The organism is Roseburia sp. 499, assembly GCF_001940225.2.
Taxonomy (GTDB): domain Bacteria; phylum Bacillota; class Clostridia; order Lachnospirales; family Lachnospiraceae; genus Petralouisia.
Map to the genome: position 1 here is coordinate 1668865 of NZ_CP135164.1, position 22682 is coordinate 1691546.

Below are 22682 nucleotides of genomic sequence, written 5' to 3' on the forward strand. Positions count from 1 at the left end.
TCTTTTCCCCTTTCCTTCTATATTAATTTTATAATGTCGCCAATAGGTAATCCCGGATTCTCAGTTCCCTTGAAGAGAATTTTACAGAGATAATAGTACATGTACTCCAACTGCTCTCTGGATATTGCCTTTATCTGATGTTCAAAATTAAAATCCAGTCCGTTGTCTTCCGGTCTGTGCATTACAGTAAGGTACATTCCCTGAGTGGTTGCACCATTTGGATACCAATTCGTTTTATATCGGATATCCCCTAATTTGTCCAATCCTTTTTCCTTTAATGTCATAGGCTGATAAGTCAGAGACATAGGCTCATAGGTTCTTCCACCCTCTATATTATAATACTTCGTACGATAGCCGAAATAAGCAACCGGATCGTAATTGGCATGCCGAAACAACTCATTCTGCTTATCACGAATGATATAAATTCCTTCTAAAAAAGTCTTATCCTCCGGTATAATAGTACGGAACGGGAACGAGTGAATCCTGGTTCCACCAGACTTCTTCTCTAGCAACGTTGCCCTTCTTGCAATTGCCGTATTAAAGGAAACATCATCATTTCCATTCATTTTCTGGAAATAGGTTCGAAGTCCCATAATAAGTAGACAAGAAAGGGAAACATGATATTTTTCGCAAAAATCCATCAATCGTCTGGTAGGATTCGCTTCCAAATGGAAAACGTCCAATGCGGCATCTACCGAATCAGAAATGTTGACTGCCGCACGAAGATTTGGATTCCCAGACTTTTTCTGCTCTTCCCTCAGTTTCCGAACTCCGTCAACTCCATTGTAAATCGGCTCAGAGCTTTCAATCAACTTACGAAAGTACTCCTCATCCTTATCCTTTGCCTTACAGCCTGCCTCATATGCCAAATCCTTTTCTAACTGTTCTATGTAAGATGCCATCTCCTTCGGATATGGAACTCCCTCGTACTTTGCATTACAGTAAAGTTCAATGATATCCTTCATGAAAATAATCAGAGACTGAGCATCCATAGTCAGATGATCCACCAACAGATAGATTCCGTTATATCCATCCGGCATTTTAATCATAACAATTCGGTTCATAGGATTATCCTTACGTTCAAAAGGCACCTGAGTCCATTTCTTCATTTCTTTTTCTGCTTCTTTCATGGTTCCGTTGGTAAAATCTCTGAACTCAATATCTCGTTCTTCTTTTTCCACCACATACTGATAACAGGTACCATCCTTATCCTCCACAAAACGAAGGCGCATAGATTCGCACCGTTCATATGCCTTATAGATTGCCCGTTTCAATTCATTCCAGTCCAAATCTACCTCAATAGTCAGACTGGTTCCAATATTTACCACTTCTTTTTTAGGACATGCCTTCTGATAAAAAAAATGAAATTTCTGTGCTACTGTTAATGGATAAACCTTATACCCTTTTCTTGTTTTCATTAATTCATAACTCCTCTCGTAAAATCATCTAACGCTTTCTCATAAGTTTCTCTGTCTTTGTAATAACTCTCTGCATGGGCAGCTCCCTTAATAATCACTTTTTTCTTAGGCGCTGCACAATTTTCATAAATTTCATCACACATGCTGCATGGTACAAAAGTATCTGCATCACCATGAATGAAAAGAATAGGGACTTTTGCCTTACGCACTTCCCTTGCTGCATTGCATTCATCCATTCCGTATCCTGCTTTTTTCTTATTGATATAATCTGCCATCGGAATCACAGGAAACGCAGGTAAATGATACATGGAATGAAGTACATGGGTGAATACATACTTCGGTGAAGTGAACGCACAATCTGATACAATTCCCTTCACTTGTGTCGGCAAATCAAGTCCACTTGTCATCAATACCGTAGCTGCCCCCATTGAAGTTCCATGTAGCAAAATTTGTACATCCTGCCCACATCTTTGTATCACCCAATCTATCCACTTTAAGGCATCCCATCTATCCTTACATCCAAATCCAATGTATGTACCTTCACTTTTTCCGTGAGCCCGCTCATCTACCAGCAACATACTATAACCATTGTCTAAATAGTAACCGGAAAGTCCGATATAATCTTTCATTCCCTCACTGGTATATCCATGAAAGCAGATTACGACTTTGTTTTTCTCCTGTCCCGGAAAATAAGTAGCATACAACTTCAGTCCATCCTCTGAGTTGCAATAAATATCTTCATGAGGCTGTGCAAGCATCTTTTCCTTGCGTTCCTCTATAAATGGCATATGCTGATTCCAATCTGTTCCTGCCATCTTCATCGTACGCTCTACCTTGGCCTTATTTCGTTTCATAGTTCTTCGGTAAAAATATGCTGTCTCTACCACCTGGGCAACCGCTGCTATTCCCAGCAAACTTCCTACACCTATTACAATTTCTTTCATATTCCTTTCCCTTCTCTATCCTTTATACCCTATTCCATTGCAACCTATTTCTTTCTTTTGCTTTCAATCAAATCCTTCAAACGTAACGCCTTATCAATATTTCCTTCCACCTTTAGTTTCTGCAAGGTTACAGCAAGAACCGGATCCAATTCTCCCTCTGCAATTTTCATTAAAGTTTCTGCCTTACATGTAAACATGGCATCTCTGTCAAAATATTCATATGGCTCTACATGAAGCTTTCCCTCTTTGGCCTCTACATAAAAAATGCCGCTAGCTTCCCCTATGATATTAAACTGATATGCCAGATGTTCTGTTACGTCACTAATGTCTGCCTCCATAAATTTTCCTTTTACTTCTGAAAAAAACTCCGCATAAGTCATAACTTTTCCTCCTCCTTTTCGACTCGTGGTCGATTCTTTTCATAACTAAGATAGCATTTATTCGACTCATGGTCAATATTCTTTTTACAAATTTATTAATTGCCTATATGCGTTTTGTTGTGGTATAATGTGCGAAAAGCATTTGCTACGACTATAGTTTAAATATACATAAACGACGCATATAAGGAGGATTTCATCATGGGAAATCACATAAAATACGATAAAATTTTGGATGCATTACAAGAATTACTGGAAACAAAAGATATGGACTCCATATCCGTCAGCGAAATTGCAAAAACTGCCGGTATTGGAAAAGGAAGTATTTACTACTACTTTTCTTCCAAAGATGCTATTTTAGAAGCATTGATAGAACGAAATTATGAAAAACCAATTGCCACTGCCAAAAGCTTGGCAAGTCAGACAAATATTTCTTCCTTCATGCGCATGGCAATGATTTTTCAAGCCTGTAGAAATTCTTCTTCTGAATTTCTTCGCCATGATGCTGACGCTAACCTGCCAACTGCTTTAGAAAAATCCTTATTACACCAGAAATACCTGATGTATTTGGTTTCAGAACTAAAACCTGCTTTGACAGAAATTATTACACAGGGAATCAAAAATGGGGATATTCACTTTGACTATCCTGCAGCTTTAGCCGAAATTGTTTTAATTGTGCTTGCTGTAAAACTGGATAATACTTTAGTTCCTTCTACTCCGGAAGAAATTAAGGAAACAATTCTAGGATTGATTTCTTTACTTGAAAAAGGTACCGGGAACCCAGCAGGAACTTTGAATTTTTTGATGATGTAATAAAAAAGGACCTCACGCCCTATTAGGGTTTGAAGTCCTTTTTTCATTAACTAATCAATTTTAATTAAAATTTACCAGCTTTAGCAGCTTCTTCAATACTAACTGCAACAGCAACGGTAGCACCTACCATTGGGTTGTTACCCATTCCGATAAGTCCCATCATTTCAACGTGTGCAGGTACAGAAGAAGAACCAGCGAACTGTGCGTCAGAGTGCATACGTCCCATAGTATCTGTCATACCGTAGGAAGCAGGTCCTGCTGCCATGTTGTCTGGATGAAGTGTACGTCCTGTACCACCACCGGATGCAACGGAGAAGTATTTCTTACCCTGCTCGATACATTCTTTCTTGTATGTACCAGCTACCGGATGCTGGAAACGTGTTGGGTTGGTAGAGTTACCAGTGATGGAAACACCAACGTTTTCATGATGCATGATAGCAACACCTTCCTGAACATCATCAGCACCGTAACATTTTACAGTTGCACGAAGTCCTTCAGAATATGCTTTTTCATATACTACGTTTAATTTTGCTTCTTTGTAGTCATATTTTGTTTCAACAAATGTAAATCCGTTGATACGGGAAATAATCTGTGCTGCGTCTTTTCCTAAACCATTTAAGATAACGCGTAATGGTTTCTGACGTACTTTGTTTGCTTTTTCAGCAATACCGATAGCACCTTCTGCTGCTGCGAAGGATTCATGTCCAGCTAAGAAACAGAAACATTCGGTTTCTTCTTCTAATAACATTTTTCCTAAGTTACCATGTCCAAGACCTACTTTTCTGTGGTCTGCAACGGAACCTGGAATACAGAATGCCTGAAGACCTTCACCGATTGCTGCAGCTGCATCTGCTGCTCTCTTACATCCTTTTTTGATAGCGATTGCTGCACCTACAGTGTAAGCCCAACATGCATTTTCAAAACAGATTGGCTGGATTTTCTTAACCTGTTCGTATACATCAAGTCCAGCGTCTTTTGTAATTTTCTCAGCTTCTTCAATAGAGCTGATTCCATAACTATTTAACACAGAATTGATTTTGTCAATTCTTCTTTCATATGATTCAAATAAAGCCATTTGAAATGTCCTCCTATTTTCCTGATACAGTCTAACTCTTATTTATTGGTGATTATTCTTCTCTTGGGTCAATAATCTTAACAGCGTCATCTACACGGCCGTACTGTCCTTTTGCTTTTTCCCAAGCAGTGTTAGGATCGTCACCTTTTTTGATGAAGTCTGTCATTTTTCCAAGACTTACGAACTGATATCCAATTACTTCGTTATCTGCATCCAGAGCGATTCCAGTTACATAACCTTCTGCCATCTCTAAGTAGCGAACACCCTTTTTGTTAGTTGCGTACATAGTACCAACCTGAGAACGAAGTCCTTTTCCAAGGTCTTCCAGACCTGCTCCAACCGGAAGTCCGTCATCAGAGAATGCACTCTGTGTACGTCCGTATACAATCTGTAAAAACAGTTCTCTCATAGCTGTATTGATAGCATCACAAACAAGGTCTGTATTTAATGCTTCTAAGATGGTCTTTCCCTGTAAAATTTCTGCTGCCATAGCTGCAGAATGGGTCATACCGGAACATCCGATTGTTTCAACCAATGCTTCTTCGATAATACCCTCTTTTACATTTAAAGTAAGCTTACATGCACCCTGCTGTGGAGCACACCAGCCTACACCATGTGTAAGACCAGAAATATCTTCAATTTTCTTGGAATGTACCCATTTTCCTTCTTCTGGGATTGGAGCCGGCTCATGCTTTGCACCTTTGGCAACCGGACACATCTTTTCAACTTCCTGTGAATAAATCATTTTAAGACTCCTTTCAATCCATACATTAAATTTTGATTGTTATGTATTTAACATACTTACTCATATTTAATCACATTTTGACGAATTCGTCTAGTAGTTTTACAAAAAAACTCTTTTTGCCCTATGACAAAAAGAGTTTTTTCATTTCATTATATCTCTAACATTTCCATTTTCATAAATGAAACGGATGCTCCCGCTGCACCTGCAAAAGTCAAAATTCCCATTACAAGAATCATCAGGAAAAATCCGGCTTCTAATCCCCAGATAAAATATCCGACTACTGCTACTAAGATTGCAATACACATGGCAATTCCCTGAAGAATCATTTTAACAATTGTTTTCCCGGTATTTCCGAAATTTTTTCCAATAATTACATCTGCAAACATTCCATAGTAAAGACGATTTGCCATTAAGCAAACATATAATAATATGGTAAGTACTGTCATAACGGGTCCAATTCCAAATGCGATTGCTCCGGGAAGTGTTACAAAAATTCCATCTACAATGGCACGAATATGCTCGATTTTGGTAGAATACCATACTTTTTTTAACGCTGAATCCGGTATTAGATAAGTATACGGATTTTCTAACTCCTTAGACCACTTGGTAGCATAACCACTAAATATGAATACGACATAAGCGACAACGCCCGGAATAATGAATACTTTCAACGAACCAAACTCTTTCTCTATGTTGTTCATGTAACCATAAACTCCCATTGCTATTCCAATACCAAAACATAAAAGTGTATTCCATCCAAAAATAAAAGTTTTATTCTTTTTATACTCCAAAAGTTGCCGGAAATAAATTGCTTTCGCGTAATTTCCCTTATACTCAACGGAAGCTTTTCGATATTTTTTCTTCTTGCCAAATCCTATGGAAGCAACACCTTTTTGGGCTTCCCTTCGTTTTGTCTGATACTCATCTGCAAATTTGGTTGCATCTTCAAAGTATTCTCCGGTACATTTCATTTTTACTGCTGCGATAAGCATTCCTATGGTTGATACTAAAAATAGTACCGTTCCAATTACATTAATAACACTAGGACCTATAAAAATAAGATGCATCACCGCGATGTTCCATCCTACAATCGGTATCAACTGGATAATTGGCATTGCAAGATATTCCCGTATCACTGAAAATTCTGCCTTCTGTGTAAGCAACAGATAAGCACCGATTCCTACCATCACTGCCATAAAAATATACATGACAACGGTCAGTCTCTTAAAAAACTTCTCATGAAATCTTTCATTTCCATAACAGAAAATAATAATACTTGCTTCCAGTATACTTTCAAACACTACAAAGAACACGAAATATAGCAGCATCTGTCCGATTCCTGCATGAAACCAATAAACTCCACCAATCGATACAATAATTCCTATTATTATATTACCTATAAATGATTTCACTCCTGTAAACATCAATATTACCTTCGGACTTACCGGAGCCGGAAAGACAAAATGTGCCTCCGATGGACGAAACAAAAGTCCATGCCGCTTACTATAACTGATTACATTACTTGGAAGAAGTAATAAAACAATACACGATAATACTGTTACCAGATTCTCCGGTGTTGCAATCTTGGCATCCTTGATGACTAAATTAAAACTTCCATATATCATGATAACATACAAAACAAAAACAAATGCCCACACATATGTCATCGGACGCTTTAACGCCTTCTTTACTCGGTTTGCGATAGTTCTCTGATAAAGATAAATCAATCCCTTCATTCTGACTCACCGCCTCCCGTAATCTTGAAGAACAGTTCCTCTATATCCTCATCCTGCGCCTGCTCTCTGGTAAAGCTTCCTACGATTTTTCCTTTTTCCATAATGAACATAACATCCCATAGGTCTTTTACCATCTCCAGCATATGAGTACTAATTAAAATGGTAACGCCCTGCTCTTTTAATTCCAACACTACTTTCTTTAATTCTTTAATCGCTGCCGGGTCTAATCCCACCATCGGTTCATCTAACATAAGCACTTTTGGCTTTACTGCCAAAGCACAACAGATACTTACTTTCTGCATCATTCCCTTAGAAAGTTCATTTCCTAGTTTTTCCTGTTTGTCATCTAATTCAAATCTTTTTAATAATGCCTCAATTTCTTCATCCGTAATACCGGAATTGTAGGCACGACGTATATACTCAATATGCTCTCGCACTGTCAATGCATCAAACATCGCCGGCATCTCCGGTACATACCCAAAAATTCTTTTAGCTTCAAGGCTTCTGGAAGGTATTTTTTGAATTCCAACTCCACCCTGATAGCGTAACAATCCTGCAATACTTTTTATTATGGTAGATTTTCCTGCCCCGTTAGGTCCTAGTAAAATTCCAACCTTTCCATCCGGAATAGAAAAACTCACTTGATCTACTGCCAAATTCTTTCCGTATTTCTTTGTCAACTCTTGAACTTCTAACATAGCTCTTCTCCTCTTCTTTTAATATGTAAAAACAACGCATGTTTCTGTATTAACTACTTAATACAATAATACATGCGTTGCTTTGTGTCAATATAATTAACCTTAAGATAACCTTAAAATTTTCTATCAGCTACTGTTTCTCTACTACTTCATTTTTATTCTTATAAATGGATTTTTCGGGCACTACCCCACGCACCATAGACAATGGATACACATTGCTATGATTTCCAATGACAGTTCCCGGATTCAACACACTGTTACATCCCACTTCTACTTCATCCCCCAACATGGCACCAAACTTTTTCAGACCTGTTTCGTATTCTTTCCCAATTGTTTTATCCTTTACTACAACTAATGTTTTGTCTGACTTTACATTAGAAGTAATGGAACCGGCCCCCATATGTGCTTTGTATCCCAAAATAGAGTCTCCTACATAATTATAATGAGGCACTTGTACCTTATTAAAAAGAACTACGTTTTTAAGTTCTGTGGAATTTCCTACTACTGCACCTTTTCCCACAATCGCATTACCTCTGATGAACGCACAATGACGAACTTCAGCTTCTTCATCAATAATAGCAGGACCATTAATAAATGCTGTCGGTGCTACTTTAGCACTTTTGGCAACCCAGATATTTTCTCCACGCTTTTCAAACTTTTCAGTATCCAGTTTTTGACCCAATTCACAAATAAATGCACTGATTTTGGGCAATGCTTCCCACGGGTAGGTAAGTCCTTCAAATAAATCTGCTGCTATGGTTTCTTTTAATGTATATAAACTGCTGATTTTTGCTGTTTCCATTTTTATTTCCTTCTTTCCAAAATATTTCTTCTTATATTAAGATATCGGCTCTGTTTCTTTTACTTCTGCTTCTTTTTTCTTGCCTTTTGCTTTCCCAGTCTGCTTGGCAGGTGTTTTATAATAAGTTGCTGCCTTTTGAAAATATCCTCTTAACGCATACTGATTGTTCAATCCTAACACACCGCTGGTTCGTGACCGTATGAAGTTCTCCAGTTTCACCATATATTCTTCCGGCGTGATACTTCCTTCTGCCACATAGTTCAGGCCTTTTTCCCAACTTGCAGTTAATTCCGGATTCAAAAGTGAACGAATCGACGCATTTACCACATCATATATCATTTCCCCAAGCAATGTCGGTGTAATAATCTGGGTCTTTTTATTCAACGCCAGATATTTATTATTTACCAGTTTTTTCAAAATCTCTGCACGGGTAGCACTAGTGCCGATACCACTTCCTTTAATCTGTGCACGCAGCTCCTCATCTTCAATGAGCTGTCCTGCATTTTCCATGGCCAGAATCATAGAACCAGAATTGTAACGTTTCGGAGGCGCGGTCTCTCCCTCTTTGATATTCAATTCTTTTACGTTCAGTTCCATGCCTTTCTTTAATCCGGAAAGAATCTCCATAAAACTTACATCACAGGATTCTTCACTCTCTTCGCCATTATTCTTACTATTATCGCTTTCCTTCTTTTTCTGGAACGAATATTCCATTACTTTCAAATATCCCGGTTCTGCCAACACCTTAAAGTTTGAGAAAAACTTTTCTGTTCCCACTCCTGTCACCAAACTTATCTTCTGATAAATCGCCGGTGGACAGAAAATGCCAAGAAATCTTCGCACAATAGTCTCATAGACATTAAGTGAGGTCTGATTCAGTGTCCTAATCGCTCCGAATCCCTGTCCGGTAGGAATAATCGCATAGTGGTCTGTAATCTGCTTATCATTGACATATCTTGTTTTGGCAATATTTTTATAGGTGCCTTTTTCCAGAATAGCCTCCGCATATGCCTTTACAGATGGAATATTTTTCAGTCCACCGATATTTTTATGTATTTCCTTTGCCACTGCACTGGAAAGCACACGAGCATCGGTTCTCGGATAAGTCACCAGTTTTTTCTCATAAAGTTCCTGTACTACCTGCAAAGTCTGGTCCGGACTAATTTTAAAAAGTCTGGAACAATCGTTCTGAAGCTCTGCCAGGTTATACAACAACGGTGGATTTTTCGTCTCCTTCTTTTTTTCCATAGAAACTACTACTGCCTTGAGTTCTCCTTCCGGTATACTACCTTTCAAATCCTCAATAAGCTGCTTAGCGTCTTCTTCCTTTAAAAAACCGTTTTCCTTATATAATTTTGGAGACTGAAAGTAAGCAGAACCTTCCACAGCACGCCATTCCCCATCCACCTGATTACCTTGAATATCTAAGGTACTTAACACACGATAAAAAGGTGTTTTTACAAAATCGCGAATCTCCCGTTCCCTTCTTACTACCATACCAAGGACACAGGTCATAACACGTCCTACACTAACTACGGTATACTTTGTATTCAGGAAATTAGAAATGGTATTTCCATACTTTAGGGTGAGAAGTCTTGAAAAATTAATACCCATCAGATAGTCTTCTTTTGCACGCAAATAAGCGGATTCACATAGATTATCGTACTCTGATAAATCCTTTGCTTCTCGTATTCCACGTAAGATTTCTTCCTCTGTCTGAGAGTCAATCCAGACTCTTCTTCTCTCTTTTCCTTCTACCTTTGCTTGACGCTCCACTAACCGGTAAATATATTCTCCTTCTCGCCCGGAGTCGGTACAAACATAAATGGTTGTTACGTCCGGACGATTTAAAAGTCCTGCTACAATATCATACTGCTTTTTCACTCCCGGAATGACTTCATACTTAAATTCTTCCGGAATAAATGGCAGGGTAGCAAGACTCCACTTTTTGTATTTTTCATCATAGACCTCCGGATAGCTCATGGTAACCAGATGTCCTACACACCAGGTTACAATTGCCTCCGAAGATTCCATATATCCATCATGATTTTTTAAATCCAGTTTTAATGCCTTAGCAAACTCTCTGGCAACACTGGGCTTTTCTGCTATATATAAAGCTTTCGCCATAAATCCATATCCTGCTTTCTTTTATAACTGATTCATATCCACTAACAGGATACGTTTATCGGCAGAAACCATTTTTCTCAACTTTTCATCAAAAGACTTTGCAGAAAAGAGATAATAATAGTTTGCCGCGAGTTTCGCTTGTTCCATACTCTGAAACAGTTTCTGACACATTTCAAAAGTCATCTCGGGTTCTGACCAATTGCACAAACAAATAAGATTTTCACGCACCTCATTCTGCACGATAATGTCAATATGTCCCTGTTTTCCAATCCAAGTTCCCATCTTATGCATCTGCAACGGAAGCTTATGTACCTGATTCATCAATTCCAAATATTCTGCACACACTTTCACAAAATAACGGTTCAAATACTCTTCTAAACCATTTGCAATATATGTGTCATAAAATTTCTCCGGTTCCATTCGATATAAGTCAGACAGATGAGGATATACAAACTTAAACCAGAAATTAATAAAAGTATCTTTTATCTGATACAATCCTTTCTGGGCATTCTCCCATCCTCCCGTTTCAAAGGATGTCACCTTTTCCACCATATCAAATGCCATCAGATTCTTCAAATATACGCTAATTTTTGCTCTGGAAAATCCTGTCTCCTGATACAAGTCATTGAGCTTACGCTTTCCGGATGCTAACGCTTCCAAAATGGTATTATAAACAGAAAATTCCCGTAATTCCTTACTGATAATTCGCTCTGCTTCTCCAAACAAAAAACCATCCGGAGACAAAATATGTTTACAAATATTGTAACGAATATCGCGAGACTCATCCCACTTTTCCATATATTCCTGCACACCGCCAATCACGCCATAAACTTCCACGCTCTGACTTACGGTATAATCTGGAAAAGACTGCACCATCTCCACGAACTTTAACTCAGAAAGTTGCTCTGTTGCGTCAATTTTCTTTTTATACTTTTCCAATGTTTTGAACATATTCTGCTGCGCCCAGGCAACTGCTGAAGTATACAAAAGAATCATAACCGGACCAGGATACAACTTATGCTGTTTTAATTTTAAAATACTTTCCATAAATTGTTGGTCTTTTTTTACAATATGCTCAAACTCATCGATAATCAACACCAACTTACTGGCATCCCCGCTTTTCACACGGCTAAAACAGCTATCATAAGATTCTTCGGAAAGAGAAACATCATACTGCTTCTCTACCTCACGAATCATCCTTTGTTGCTGTGCCTTTGCCGAAACCTCCGGCGCATAGTAATAAAAGGATTTTTTCTCTTTACAAAAATCCTGTAACAATTCACGGATTCCATTTTCCCGTCTTCCATACAATATTACCAGTTGGTTTCCATCCTGCTGATACAATTCTTCTAATCTTTTTATCTGTGCTTTTCTCTCTGTCATGGCTATCTCCTTTTGAAATTATAAGGTATTTGCCCTGTCCTTAATGTTCTTCTTAAAATTAATGATTTTATGATCATAAGACTCATTCATGAAGGATGAAGTAATCATAAAATCTGCTGTTGCTCGATTATTGGCAATTGGAATATCATATACTTGAGCAATTCGAAGAAGTGCCTTCACATCCGGGTCATGCGGCTGTGCTGCCAACGGGTCCGAAAAGAATACAACAAAGTCAATCTTTCCTTCTACGATTTTTCCACCAATCTGCTGGTCTCCACCTAAAGGGCCACTGTTATATCCTTTTACCGGAAGTCCGGTCTGGTCTGTAATCATTCTGGCTGTAGTTCCTGTTCCGCACAAAAAATGCTTTTTTAATTCTTCCTTATGTTCCTCACACCAAGAAATCAATTCATGCTTCTTGCTGTCGTGTGCAATTAATGCAATATTCTTTTGTTTTCCAATCGTTAATGTAATAAAATCTGGTTCATTCATAAGTGTAAATTCCTTTCTCGCTTTAACTACTCTGCATAACTATATTATAAGCAAAAAGAGGCTGCCTGCGCAACCTCTTTTTTATATCATGATTTTATTTTGCTGTAATATATCCCTGTGCCTTTAAAAGTTCTGCACAAAGTACTGCTCCGCCGGCTGCTCCTCTTACGGTATTATGGGAGAGACCAACAAACTTCCAGTCATATACAGTATCTTCTCTCAAACGACCAACGTTGATTCCCATACCATTTTCATAGTTTACATCCTCTGTTACCTGTGGACGATTATCTTCTTCTAAATAGCGGATAAACTGCTTTGGAGCACTTGGAAGATCTAATTCCTGTGGCGCACCTTTGAAGTTTACTAACTTCTCAATCAACTGCTCTTTGGTTGGTTTTTTCTTGAACTTCACAAATACAGCTGCAGTATGTCCATTTAATACCGGAACACGGATACACTGACATGTGATAACCGGGCTTGTTGCCGGTACAATAACACCGTCTTTAATTTCACCCCAGATACGAAGTGGCTCTTTTTCAGATTTCTCTTCCTCTCCACCGATGTATGGAATGATGTTTCCAACCATTTCCGGCCAATCCTTAAAGGTCTTTCCAGCTCCTGAAATTGCCTGATATGTAGTAGCTACTACTTCATATGGCTCAAATTCCTTCCATGCTGTTAAAACCGGTGCATAGGACTGAATGGAGCAGTTTGGTTTTACTGCAACGAATCCTCTTGTAGTTCCCAGACGTTTCTTCTGGAAATCAATTACTTTCATATGTTCCGGATTGATTTCCGGTACTACCATTGGTACATCCGGTGTCCATCTATGAGCACTGTTATTAGAAACAACAGGTGTCTCTGTCTTAGCATATGCTTCTTCAATTGCCTTGATTTCATCCTTAGACATATCTACTGCGCTAAATACAAAATCAACTTCAGCAGCAACTTTTTCTACTTCGTTTACGTTCATAACAACGATTTTCTTTACTGCTTCCGGCATTGGAGTATCCATCTTCCAACGATCTCCTACTGCTTCTTCATATGTCTTTCCTGCGGAACGTGGGCTTGCTGCAATAGTTGTTACCTCAAACCATGGATGATTCTCTAACAAAGAGATAAATCTCTGTCCTACCATACCTGTTCCACCAAGAATACCTACTTTTAACTTTTGACTCATTTTTCTAATCTCCTCGTTTTTATTCTGTCCGTTTCTCACGCACAACTGTCTTTGTAGTAAATATATTATTACACTTTACGAGAAAATGCAACCCCAAATATTATACAAAATTACCATTTTATCTAATTCGTTTATAGGTAATCTGTATAAATATACATTTTTTTCTTATTTCATCAGCTTACTTTCCCAATCGGTAAGTTCGTCCTTCCAATCCTTAGAAAGATAGTCTTTTTCTATGGCAATTACCTTCTTCATCGCCTCCTGTCCCGGAGCACCAATGGTAAGACGCTTATTCACACAGGTATCCATAGAAATTGCTTCAAATATATCCTCTTCGAATACCGGGCTGATTTCCTTCAATTCTTCCAAAGACATATCATCGATGGAGATTCCTTTGTCTATACAGTAAAGAACAATTCTTCCTACGATACCATGTGCGTCACGGAAAGGCACTCCATGATTTACCAGATAATCTGCGGCATCTGTTGCATTGGTAAAACCATTTTTAGCACTTGCTTCCATTTTATCTTTATTAAATTTCATAGTTTCCAACATTCCGGTAAATAAAGCAATACATCCCTTTACAGTATCCATTGCATCAAAAGTCAGTTCTTTATCTTCCTGCATATCTTTATTGTAAGCAAGAGGAATACCTTTCATTGTGGTAAGAAGTGCTGTCAGCGCACCATAGACACGTCCTGTCTTTCCTCTTACCAACTCTGCGATGTCAGGATTCTTCTTCTGAGGCATGATACTGCTTCCGGTACTATATGCATCGTCAATTTCCACAAACTGGTATTCATTCGAATTCCAGATAATAACTTCTTCCGAAAAACGACTCAAATGCATCATAATCGTAGACATAGCAGATAAAAATTCAATCAAGTAATCTCTATCTGATACTCCATCCATACTGTTTAAAGTTGGTCCATAGAAGCCCAACAATTCTGCAGTATAGTCACGATCCAGAGGATAAGTTGTTCCTGCCAGCGCACCTGAACCTAATGGACAATAATTCATTCTGTGATAAATGTCCTTCAGACGTAGACGGTCACGCTTGAACATTTCAAAGTATGCTCCCACATGATGTGCCAAGGTTACCGGCTGTGCTTTCTGCAAATGTGTAAAGCCCGGCATAAAGGTATCTGTGTTATTTTCCATGATTGTTAAAATTGCATTTAATAATTCTTTTAACAATTCATCTACTGCCAAAACTTCCTGTCTGGTGTAAAGACGCATGTCAAGTGCTACCTGGTCATTTCTGCTTCTTCCGGTATGTAACTTTTTCCCGGTATCTCCCAAACGATCAATGAGAGTTGCTTCCACAAAACTGTGAATATCTTCGTATTCGTGAGAAATCTCCAATTTTCCTTCTTCTACTTCTGTCAAAATTTCATGGATGGTCTTTACAATATCATTCATCTCCTGTTCCGTAAGAATGCCCTGTTTTCCAAGCATCTTTACATGAGCAATACTGCCCTCCATGTCCTGTTTATAAAACTTCTTGTCAAATGATATGGACGCATTAAAATTATAAACCAACTGATCGGTTTCTTTGGTAAAGCGTCCGCCCCATAACTGTGCCATATAATTTACCTCTTTCTTTTTGTATTTTATTTATATAATTATAATTTAATTATTTACTTATTTGTATCTGTTGCAATACTTTTCCATTAATAACAGAATCTTCCTCTATCTCTTTTTGGTATAAAACTTCATCTATTGCTTTTATGCATAACTGTTCTTTTGTTTTTATATTTTCCAGATATACGGTATCTGTTGGCTTCTCGCCCTCCGGTCTGCCTTCACATCCAAAATCCGGTTCTACAATCCGTAGTATCCGATATTCCTGCTTCTGGCGTTCCCGCTCCTGCATGGAAAATACACATCCACAATAATCCTGGCGATACATCCCGTATTCCTTTGAAATCTCTGTAGAACGCTTGTACCCGTTTTTTTTCTTAAAATCCGAAATAAGGTACTGTATACCATATTCCTGTGATAACTTTTCTCCAATTTCATTGAGCTTCTTAGCATTTTTCATGGGACTAATGGACAAGGTCGTTGTAAAATAGTCCATCCCAAACTTTTTGGCATATTCTGCCGCTTCCCTAATCCGCAGTTCATAACATAAGAAACAACGCTCACCGCCCTCCGGTACTTGTTCCAAGCCCTTTGTCTTCTCGTAGAACCTGTCCTTATCGTAATTCCCTTCTATAAAAGAAATCTTATATTTTGCCGGAAAACGCTCGATAAAGTGCTTTTGTTCTTCCACTCGCTTGTAATACTCCTCATCCGGATAGATATTGGGATTGTAGTAGAATACCGTAATGGAAAAATATTCCGACAAATACTCCAATACATAACTACTACACGGCGCACAGCAACTGTGCAAAAACAATGTAGGTACTTGTCCCTGTTCTTTTATTTTTTCCAAAAGTTCATCCAACTCTTTTTGATAATTACGCTTCATGCCTTTACCTCATAAAAGTACATTGCACTTATTTTACATTAATCGTAACCAAAATGCAATGTTTATCCTCATCTAAATATCTTTTTCAAAATGCTGGTAATCCTTAACCGAATTCCAACTTCCGCCCCATGTAAAACCATGCTCTATAAATAACTGATAACATAGGTCGCTCTCTGTTATCTTATGTGAAAACTCCTGTGTCCGGTCGACATACTCCGCTCCATTAGCAGGTTCTACAGAAACTTCACCATTTATGGTTCTAACGCAAGGATTAAATCTAGGATTAATATCTACAGCAAGTCCCAGACTGTGCTTGGATAATTTAGAACTGCCATTGACGGTACGATAATTAAAGGCGGATGTATTGTTGTCTTCCATGGAATTCTCATCATTTGCATCATATTCGTCAATTAATACCATCTTTTCGATGGGGTATTGATTCTTGTATAATTCCTGCATAATTTCTAAAATGTCAGTTTCTATTTTCCGGTTAACAATCAGTTCTCCTATATGAGTTTCCCCGTCAAATCCATAATACAGTACTCGCAAATAACGTAATTCTGATAGTGCTATGTTATCATTTTCTCGATAGGAATTTCCTATGATACGATTTTGCAGTTCTTCAGTAATTTCTGTGCTATAGAATAGACTGTCGATTCCTTTCGTTTCAAGTGTTGCATTGGTGACGATATCACCGGGGGATAATGGTTCAATGATGTCGCTGACCGGAATATCATGGTATTGAACACCAGTCGTTGTATGGGACTGATTTTCCCTTTCGTTTTCTACTATCTCAGAATCCTGTTTTTCTCTTTTAAAAAAAACACATATTGCAAAAATACATATGATAACTATAAAGAATATAAAACGCCTATATTTCATGGTTTTCTACTTCCTATTTTGCATCACAATTTTTATATGGTCTTAATCTTAGCATAATTCTTCCTCCACTCACACTTTATCGTTCCACAACATATCTTCGCTGATTTTTTCTTTACAATGAAGGTCACAAAAGAAATCTACAACTTCCTTGGGATAATATTTCGGATATATATTTTTAATGGTCTTTTGAACTACATCAAATATCTGCTCTGTGTCTTTCTCTATTGCTCTTATATACTTCATTATGCTACCTCTCTTGTGTCCGTTTTTATATTAACGTATTATACCATATGCTTCTTAGTTTTTTCCACACACATCTTGTATTATCTTCATATAATATATAAAAGAAAACGGAGATTTTTATGGAAAAACTTATGGAAATCAGCCATGTGGGTTACTCCTATCACACTATGGAAGGCGAAACCCCGGCTTTAATTAATATAAATTTTACTGTTCATAAAGGTGACTTTCTAAGCATTGTAGGCCCCAGCGGATGTGGCAAATCCACGCTTCTTTCCTTGCTTTCCGGACTGATTGAACCGGAACATGGTTCCATCCTGCTCTACGGTCAGAAACTATTCCAAAAAGGCAGTGGAACCATTGGTTATATGCTTCAGCATGACCACCTGTTTGAATGGCGTACGATTGAAAAAAATGTACTTCTCGGGCTGGAAATTCAAAACCGACTTACACCGGAAAACAAAGAAAAAGTTATGGATATGCTAGAACGCTATGGCTTGTACAAGTTCAAAGATTCCAGACCTTCACAATTATCCGGTGGTATGCGTCAGCGTGCCGCACTGATTCGCACCCTTGCTCTGGAACCGGAACTACTGCTTTTGGATGAACCCTTTTCTGCCCTCGATTATCAGACAAGACTTACCGTCGGAGATGATATTGGGTCTATTATTAAAAAAGAACAAAAAACTGCCATTCTAGTTACCCATGACCTTTCCGAAGCAGTCAGTCTTGGCAGTCAGGTTCTTGTTCTTAGCAAACGTCCCGGTACGGTAAAAAGTATGATTCCTATCACTTTTTCAGATAACCTAACCCCTTTGGAGCGGCGAAACACACCGGAATTTAAGGACTATTTTAACATTATATGGAAGGAGTTGAACTCAGATGACTGATATTTCTCTTGCACAACAGAACTTTCTCTCAGCACAAAAAAGACATAAACGCTCTGTCACAATCAGCCGTCTATGTGTTTTTCTTTTATTTCTTGGCTTATGGGAAGTTACTTCTCAAACAGGATTGATTGACTCTTTTATCTTCAGCAGTCCATCCAAAATCTTTCTCTGTGCTTATGGTATGGCACTAGACCATTCTCTCTTTATCAATATCGGAATCACACTTTTCGAAACACTGGTAAGCTTCTTTCTTGTGATTCTTTTCGCTCTTATGGCAACTATTATATTATGGTTTAACAAACATATATCCGAAACATTAGAGCCATACCTGGTAGTCTTAAACAGTCTTCCCAAGTCTGCTTTGGCCCCTCTACTAATTGTATGGCTTGGTGCTAATTATAATACCATTATTATTACCGGAATGTCTGTTGCCATCTTTGGCTCTATCTTGAGTCTTTACAACAGCTTTCAAGCAGTGGATAAAGAAGAAGTGAAATTAATCTATACCCTTGGCGGCAACAAATTTCATGTGCTTACCAAGGTGGTACTTCCCTCCAGCTTACCTTCTCTTTTTTCTATCATGAAAGTGAATATTGGACTATGTCTGGTCGGTGTCATCATTGGCGAATTCATTGCTGCCCGTGCCGGTCTTGGCTATCTTATCATCTATGGCAGCCAGGTATTCAAGTTGGATTGGGTCATTATGAGTATTGTTATTCTGTGTATTATTGCTGTTGCTCTTTACCAGGGAATTGCAGCTATGGAAAAATTCTGTTTGAAACATCATTAATATTCTTTTTTCTAAATCTAAAACAGGCTGCACGCTATTTTTTTCTTAGCGTGCAGCCCATAGAAAGCTTTCTTTCCTACAAATTAATATTTTTATGAATGTTCTTTAGATTAATTTGAATCAATCCTTTTTCACTCAAATCAATCAACGTATACCGTTGCTCTTGGGTCAAATCATCACTATATACCTGATTCTCATAATCTACTACTACTGCATTTGTCTGAAATATCATATAAAACAGTGGTGAAATATCATCTGGAAGTTCCACCAGCAGATTCCTTGTTCTCCCCAAATCCATCAATACCTCTAAGTGTCCTTTAGGACATTCAAACACTTCTCCCTGCGGATCTATCACGCAAGGGCAATAACCCTTAGGGTCATTTTTATGCTTTTCCATAAATTCTTGCTTTGTCATATTATTTTTCTACCATATCCTTCTTCTAGTCTCGTCTTATACTACTTCTGCTACACTTCATTTGAATCTTATTTTCATACATCCGTGCATCTGCTTCTCTATATATTTCTCTTGCCGTCTGAGTAGCATTTTCACCTTTTTTACAAAATCCATAAGCTGCACTCATATTCAGTTCCGGATGCTCCTGATTCATTTTTTCTAACTGCTTCCAAAATTTTCCCATAAGTTTATCGATATCGACATTTGTCATATCCGGTAATACTACAATAAATTCATCGCCCCCCATACGTCCTACCATACCGTAGGGTTCAAAAACTGCCGAAAGACTCTCTGCAAACTTTTTAATCAGAAAGTCTCCTGCATCATGTCCCTTGGTATCATTCGTTCTTTTAAGATTATTCAAATCGAAGGATATCATTCCATATTTTTTTCCTTCTCCATCTAATCTATCCCACTCAAGTTCCACTTTTCTCCTATTTGCAATTTCTGTCAACACATCAATATATGCCATTTTTTCTAACGTTCTCACTCTTTCTGTTTTACGAAGAACCTGAGTAATTCCTAAACAGAAGTCCACCATCGCCAATATCACAAAAATCAATGCTCCGATACAAAGCCAGCTTATAAACATTCCCCCCTGAAATGCCGTTATGTATTTCTGCAAGTTAAATCGAATCATATCACACAAACCAATGCCAATCATTATTAACATTCCAATGAGTGTTGCCTTGTTTCTAATTTGTCCGATTCTTATATCATATATCATACTTATCAAAGAATATAATACAAACACGAAAAGAATCACATGCTGATACTTCAAAACAGCCGGCAAATGACAAACATTTGTAATTTGAAAAATGATTGCAACTAATGTAAATACTGTCTGACACGCAAGCAATAACGTATACATAATTCTCAATTTTCGTTTTCTTCGCGATTTCATATCCTCTTTAAAATACAAGATTACAAACAACGTAGAAGCATAAAGAGAAGTATATTCTATATAGGCTTTTACAAGAACATTATATGTAAAGATTGTAATCAAATTATAGTTGCACAAAGACCATAGTCCAATCCCTATAGAAAAAAGGGCTATACAAGACAGTTTCCCAAACTCATTATTCTTAATTGCAAATATAAGACTTACTACCAATACACAAACTCCAAATACAATCAAAAACAGATTAACTGCTAGTGGAAGTTTATTCTCCATAATAAAATCCTGAAGCACCTCATGTGCATTGCAAATTACCGGAACTTCAAAACTAGTAAATGCATTGTTTTCCGTAACATACATCAAAATTTCAAGTTTTTTCCCTGCATATGATTCCGAAAGTTCAATAAAATGATAGCCTAAACCTACCATCTTCCCATTCTCACGCAGTTTTTGACCATAAGAATAAATTTCCTCTCCGTCAATCCATACCTGAATATCTGTATGCACCGTATAAATGCGCAATTCAGGATTCAACATCAATTTTTCCGGCAACACAAGAGACATTCGTACTTCGTCTCCCTTATTCTGCTGTTGCAGTTTTAATTCATTCAAATCAACATTCTCATATTGAATACCATCTGCCGTAATCTTCCAACCGTTCTTCAGAAATATATAATCTGCCGGATTCTTCTGATACGCAGTCACTTTGCACACCAATAACACACCAATAACACTCAAGCACAATATTCCACTTAATACAACTGTTCTGACTTGCTTCTTCATAACGCCTCCTCGACATCAAACATCTGGAACTTCCCGAAACTTATCGTCCTTCATTTACCAGTATCCACTTTACATTGGCACTCTCTTTGGTACACAATGACATCCAGTATTCCTTCTCATCCTGTTGATAAAACTTTCCTTCTTTACTGCATATAATCTGAATATCTTCCTCTTCCTCTATAATGTCAAATTCTACTTCATTTAATGGAATTCGCATTCCCTCACCCGTCATCTTTATATAGCTCTCTTTCAAGGTCCAAATCCGAAAAAAACGCTCTTGTTGTTCTTTCTCCTCTGCATCAAGAATGTATGCCTTTTCACCGGGACCTGCACATTTTCTCAATATTCCCTTTCGAAAAGGCTTTTTTTTCTCTGCATCTACTCCAATTTCCATATCAGATACAGCACAAACTACCAGCCCATCCGTATTGCTAATATTAAAATGATACTGTTCCATTCCTTTCAAAAAAGGCTTTCCATTGGATTCTTTCCCAATCCGCTTTTCCGTTCCATCTACATGAAACATCTCTTGCAATCCATAATTCAACAGTTCATCTGCCAGTTTTCTCTGATACTTATGATAATCTCCTGTCCAATTTTTCTTTTCCATACAATAGGTATAGTAAACATTTACCTGTTGATTCATAGCCATCCTTCCTGTTTACTCATAAAATGAAGCGCAAGAATTGCAGCAATGTAAATCAAAGCTCCAATTATCATAAAAACGGTCTGCCCAAAAATGATTCCTGCTACAATACTTATCATAATTTCGATTCCGTGCACCCATATGGGCATATCATGAAGACAAATGCCGATTAAAGACTCCAACACTAGTATAATACAAACCAGAACCACCGGCAACTTCAACAGAAACATTCCTAACAGTATCGCCGCAAAAAATGTTATGCCAAATACTGCCAGAATCAGATAATTTTCATAACCCTTTGATTTCGTACTACCTACACCCTTTTTCGTACTAGTCTTAAATTCTTCAATTACAATTTCTTCTTTGTCACTTTTCATGAGTTCCCCCTATACCTTGTTCCTTCTATTTTATTGATTTTGATAAAATAACTCTTACCACAACGGTATCTGCTGTCTCTTCTTCCTGTGTCAAAATTATAGCGTCTTTCTTTTTAAATATTCATCATATCTACTTAATAATATATCATATCTAAAAGAAAAATCCTAGAGTTAAAAGCATTCTGAATTCTATCTGGTACCGGTAAAGTAATTGAAAAAAAATGGAGTTTTTGATAAAACAGGTGAATATCATCTACTTTATCAAAAACTCCATTTTTATCTTCAGCCAAAGAAGGGACTCGAACCCTCGACCTGCGCATTACGAATGCGACGCGCTACCAACTGCGCCACTTTGGCATTGTCCAAAACAGACACTTTGTTATTATATATGTTTTTATTATAAAATGCAAGAGATATAAAAAAGAATTTTAAAATTTGTAAATCCCTTAACAAGAAAAG

22 protein-coding genes, 1 tRNA gene and 1 pseudogene are annotated in these 22682 nt (G+C 37.7%); 3 read left to right on the top strand and 21 right to left on the bottom strand.

Going from position 1 to position 22682, the window contains the following annotated elements:
* Positions 1-17: 17 nt before the first annotated feature.
* From BIV20_RS08335 to BIV20_RS08345, 3 genes are read right to left on the bottom strand one after another with little or no spacing between them, the layout of a single operon-like run.
* Positions 18-1418, bottom strand: a complete 1401-nt coding sequence (locus tag BIV20_RS08335; protein ID WP_075719933.1) for a condensation domain-containing protein — start codon at positions 1416-1418, stop codon at positions 18-20.
* A complete protein-coding gene (locus BIV20_RS08340; RefSeq protein WP_083655141.1) occupies positions 1418-2362 on the bottom strand; it encodes an alpha/beta hydrolase in 945 nt (314 codons plus the stop codon). Before BIV20_RS08340 ends, BIV20_RS08335 begins: the two co-directional genes overlap by 1 nt.
* Positions 2363-2406: 44 nt before the next feature.
* Entirely contained in the window at positions 2407-2742 is a 336-nt protein-coding gene (locus BIV20_RS08345; protein WP_075719935.1) for an SCP2 sterol-binding domain-containing protein, read from the bottom strand.
* A 198-nt stretch (positions 2743-2940) separates the two neighbouring features.
* On the opposite strand from BIV20_RS08345, the gene BIV20_RS08350 reads away from it, so the two are divergent.
* A complete protein-coding gene (locus tag BIV20_RS08350; RefSeq protein ID WP_075719937.1) occupies positions 2941-3552 on the top strand; it encodes a TetR/AcrR family transcriptional regulator in 612 nt (203 codons plus the stop codon).
* A 64-nt stretch (positions 3553-3616) separates the two neighbouring features.
* Here BIV20_RS08350 and BIV20_RS08355 read toward each other — a convergent pair whose 3' ends face one another.
* From BIV20_RS08355 to BIV20_RS08415, 13 genes and pseudogenes are all read right to left on the bottom strand, one after another.
* A complete protein-coding gene (locus BIV20_RS08355; RefSeq protein ID WP_075719939.1) occupies positions 3617-4627 on the bottom strand; it encodes a GGGtGRT protein in 1011 nt (336 codons plus the stop codon).
* A 52-nt stretch (positions 4628-4679) separates the two neighbouring features.
* The gene (locus BIV20_RS08360; protein ID WP_075719941.1) at positions 4680-5372 is read right to left on the bottom strand and encodes an iron-sulfur cluster assembly scaffold protein; all 693 of its coding nucleotides are present in this window, start codon (positions 5370-5372) and stop codon (positions 4680-4682) included.
* 149 nt (positions 5373-5521) lie between these two features.
* A complete protein-coding gene (locus tag BIV20_RS08365; RefSeq protein ID WP_075719943.1) occupies positions 5522-7108 on the bottom strand; it encodes a putative ABC exporter domain-containing protein in 1587 nt (528 codons plus the stop codon).
* Positions 7105-7806, bottom strand: a complete 702-nt coding sequence (locus tag BIV20_RS08370; protein WP_075719945.1) for an ABC transporter ATP-binding protein — start codon at positions 7804-7806, stop codon at positions 7105-7107. Before BIV20_RS08370 ends, BIV20_RS08365 begins: the two co-directional genes overlap by 4 nt.
* A gap of 130 nt (positions 7807-7936) precedes the next feature.
* Positions 7937-8608 carry a UDP-N-acetylglucosamine pyrophosphorylase gene (locus BIV20_RS08375; protein WP_075719947.1) on the bottom strand — a complete coding sequence of 224 codons (672 nt, stop codon included), beginning with the start codon at positions 8606-8608 and terminating at the stop codon, positions 7937-7939.
* Positions 8609-8644: 36 nt separating this feature from the next.
* Complete coding sequence (locus BIV20_RS08380) at positions 8645-10735, bottom strand: DNA topoisomerase (protein ID WP_075719950.1); 2091 nt, start codon at positions 10733-10735, stop codon at positions 8645-8647.
* Positions 10736-10756: 21 nt separating this feature from the next.
* On the bottom strand, positions 10757-12118 hold the full coding sequence (locus tag BIV20_RS08385) for an ATP-binding protein (protein ID WP_075719952.1): 1362 nt from the start codon (positions 12116-12118) through the stop codon (positions 10757-10759).
* Between the two features lie 18 nt (positions 12119-12136).
* Positions 12137-12610 carry a methylglyoxal synthase gene (locus BIV20_RS08390; RefSeq protein WP_075719954.1) on the bottom strand — a complete coding sequence of 158 codons (474 nt, stop codon included), beginning with the start codon at positions 12608-12610 and terminating at the stop codon, positions 12137-12139.
* A gap of 94 nt (positions 12611-12704) precedes the next feature.
* Complete coding sequence (gene asd, locus BIV20_RS08395; protein ID WP_075719956.1) at positions 12705-13790, bottom strand: aspartate-semialdehyde dehydrogenase; 1086 nt, start codon at positions 13788-13790, stop codon at positions 12705-12707.
* Between the two features lie 165 nt (positions 13791-13955).
* Positions 13956-15377, bottom strand: coding sequence for an argininosuccinate lyase (argH, locus tag BIV20_RS08400; RefSeq protein ID WP_075719958.1), 1422 nt, complete (start codon positions 15375-15377; stop codon positions 13956-13958).
* A 268-nt stretch (positions 15378-15645) separates the two neighbouring features.
* Positions 15646-16263, bottom strand: a pseudogene (locus tag BIV20_RS08405) (epoxyqueuosine reductase QueH); the annotation flags it as partial.
* A 72-nt stretch (positions 16264-16335) separates the two neighbouring features.
* Positions 16336-17145, bottom strand: a complete 810-nt coding sequence (locus BIV20_RS08410) for a M15 family metallopeptidase (protein WP_083655143.1) — start codon at positions 17143-17145, stop codon at positions 16336-16338.
* A gap of 69 nt (positions 17146-17214) precedes the next feature.
* On the bottom strand, positions 17215-17388 hold the full coding sequence (locus BIV20_RS08415; RefSeq protein ID WP_158024924.1) for a hypothetical protein: 174 nt from the start codon (positions 17386-17388) through the stop codon (positions 17215-17217).
* 119 nt (positions 17389-17507) lie between these two features.
* On the opposite strand from BIV20_RS08415, the gene BIV20_RS08420 reads away from it, so the two are divergent.
* Positions 17508-18275: an ABC transporter ATP-binding protein gene (locus tag BIV20_RS08420; protein ID WP_075719960.1), complete on the top strand. Its 768-nt coding sequence runs from the start codon at positions 17508-17510 to the stop codon at positions 18273-18275.
* On the top strand, positions 18268-19065 hold the full coding sequence (locus tag BIV20_RS08425; protein WP_075719962.1) for an ABC transporter permease: 798 nt from the start codon (positions 18268-18270) through the stop codon (positions 19063-19065). The genes BIV20_RS08420 and BIV20_RS08425 overlap by 8 nt, the downstream gene beginning before the upstream one ends.
* Before the next feature lie 76 nt (positions 19066-19141).
* Here the strand turns inward: BIV20_RS08425 and BIV20_RS08430 are convergent, their stop codons facing one another.
* The 5 genes from BIV20_RS08430 to BIV20_RS08450 form a co-directional block, all read right to left on the bottom strand.
* The gene (locus BIV20_RS08430) at positions 19142-19480 is read right to left on the bottom strand and encodes a hypothetical protein (RefSeq protein WP_075719964.1); all 339 of its coding nucleotides are present in this window, start codon (positions 19478-19480) and stop codon (positions 19142-19144) included.
* 25 nt (positions 19481-19505) lie between these two features.
* A complete protein-coding gene (locus BIV20_RS08435) occupies positions 19506-21200 on the bottom strand; it encodes a GGDEF domain-containing protein (RefSeq protein ID WP_075719966.1) in 1695 nt (564 codons plus the stop codon).
* 40 nt (positions 21201-21240) lie between these two features.
* Positions 21241-21846, bottom strand: a complete 606-nt coding sequence (locus BIV20_RS08440) for a 4'-phosphopantetheinyl transferase family protein (RefSeq protein ID WP_075719968.1) — start codon at positions 21844-21846, stop codon at positions 21241-21243.
* Positions 21843-22223, bottom strand: coding sequence for a hypothetical protein (locus tag BIV20_RS08445; RefSeq protein ID WP_075719970.1), 381 nt, complete (start codon positions 22221-22223; stop codon positions 21843-21845). Before BIV20_RS08445 ends, BIV20_RS08440 begins: the two co-directional genes overlap by 4 nt.
* A 284-nt stretch (positions 22224-22507) precedes the next feature.
* Positions 22508-22580: transfer RNA gene (locus BIV20_RS08450), tRNA-Thr, on the bottom strand.
* Positions 22581-22682: the final 102 nt, after the last annotated feature.

What these genes read in the sequence shown, in the direction of transcription:
- argH (WP_075719958.1), bottom strand. Translation starts at nt 15,377, where the DNA reads ATGGCACAGTTATGGGGCGGACGCTTTACCAAAGAAACCGATCAGTTG.
- BIV20_RS08335 (WP_075719933.1), bottom strand. Translation starts at nt 1,418, where the DNA reads ATGAAAACAAGAAAAGGGTATAAGGTTTATCCATTAACAGTAGCACAG.
- BIV20_RS08440 (WP_075719968.1), bottom strand. Translation starts at nt 21,846, where the DNA reads ATGAATCAACAGGTAAATGTTTACTATACCTATTGTATGGAAAAGAAA.
- asd (WP_075719956.1), bottom strand. Translation starts at nt 13,790, where the DNA reads ATGAGTCAAAAGTTAAAAGTAGGTATTCTTGGTGGAACAGGTATGGTA.
- BIV20_RS08355 (WP_075719939.1), bottom strand. Translation starts at nt 4,627, where the DNA reads ATGGCTTTATTTGAATCATATGAAAGAAGAATTGACAAAATCAATTCT.
- BIV20_RS08430 (WP_075719964.1), bottom strand. Translation starts at nt 19,480, where the DNA reads ATGACAAAGCAAGAATTTATGGAAAAGCATAAAAATGACCCTAAGGGT.
- BIV20_RS08420 (WP_075719960.1), top strand. Translation starts at nt 17,508, where the DNA reads ATGGAAAAACTTATGGAAATCAGCCATGTGGGTTACTCCTATCACACT.
- BIV20_RS08360 (WP_075719941.1), bottom strand. Translation starts at nt 5,372, where the DNA reads ATGATTTATTCACAGGAAGTTGAAAAGATGTGTCCGGTTGCCAAAGGT.
- BIV20_RS08380 (WP_075719950.1), bottom strand. Translation starts at nt 10,735, where the DNA reads ATGGCGAAAGCTTTATATATAGCAGAAAAGCCCAGTGTTGCCAGAGAG.
- BIV20_RS08365 (WP_075719943.1), bottom strand. Translation starts at nt 7,108, where the DNA reads ATGAAGGGATTGATTTATCTTTATCAGAGAACTATCGCAAACCGAGTA.
- BIV20_RS08370 (WP_075719945.1), bottom strand. Translation starts at nt 7,806, where the DNA reads ATGTTAGAAGTTCAAGAGTTGACAAAGAAATACGGAAAGAATTTGGCA.
- BIV20_RS08425 (WP_075719962.1), top strand. Translation starts at nt 18,268, where the DNA reads ATGACTGATATTTCTCTTGCACAACAGAACTTTCTCTCAGCACAAAAA.
- BIV20_RS08340 (WP_083655141.1), bottom strand. Translation starts at nt 2,362, where the DNA reads ATGAAAGAAATTGTAATAGGTGTAGGAAGTTTGCTGGGAATAGCAGCG.
- BIV20_RS08435 (WP_075719966.1), bottom strand. Translation starts at nt 21,200, where the DNA reads ATGAAGAAGCAAGTCAGAACAGTTGTATTAAGTGGAATATTGTGCTTG.
- BIV20_RS08385 (WP_075719952.1), bottom strand. Translation starts at nt 12,118, where the DNA reads ATGACAGAGAGAAAAGCACAGATAAAAAGATTAGAAGAATTGTATCAG.
- BIV20_RS08375 (WP_075719947.1), bottom strand. Translation starts at nt 8,608, where the DNA reads ATGGAAACAGCAAAAATCAGCAGTTTATATACATTAAAAGAAACCATA.
- BIV20_RS08410 (WP_083655143.1), bottom strand. Translation starts at nt 17,145, where the DNA reads ATGAAATATAGGCGTTTTATATTCTTTATAGTTATCATATGTATTTTT.
- BIV20_RS08445 (WP_075719970.1), bottom strand. Translation starts at nt 22,223, where the DNA reads ATGAAAAGTGACAAAGAAGAAATTGTAATTGAAGAATTTAAGACTAGT.
- BIV20_RS08350 (WP_075719937.1), top strand. Translation starts at nt 2,941, where the DNA reads ATGGGAAATCACATAAAATACGATAAAATTTTGGATGCATTACAAGAA.
- BIV20_RS08345 (WP_075719935.1), bottom strand. Translation starts at nt 2,742, where the DNA reads ATGACTTATGCGGAGTTTTTTTCAGAAGTAAAAGGAAAATTTATGGAG.
- BIV20_RS08415 (WP_158024924.1), bottom strand. Translation starts at nt 17,388, where the DNA reads ATGAAGTATATAAGAGCAATAGAGAAAGACACAGAGCAGATATTTGAT.
- BIV20_RS08390 (WP_075719954.1), bottom strand. Translation starts at nt 12,610, where the DNA reads ATGAATGAACCAGATTTTATTACATTAACGATTGGAAAACAAAAGAAT.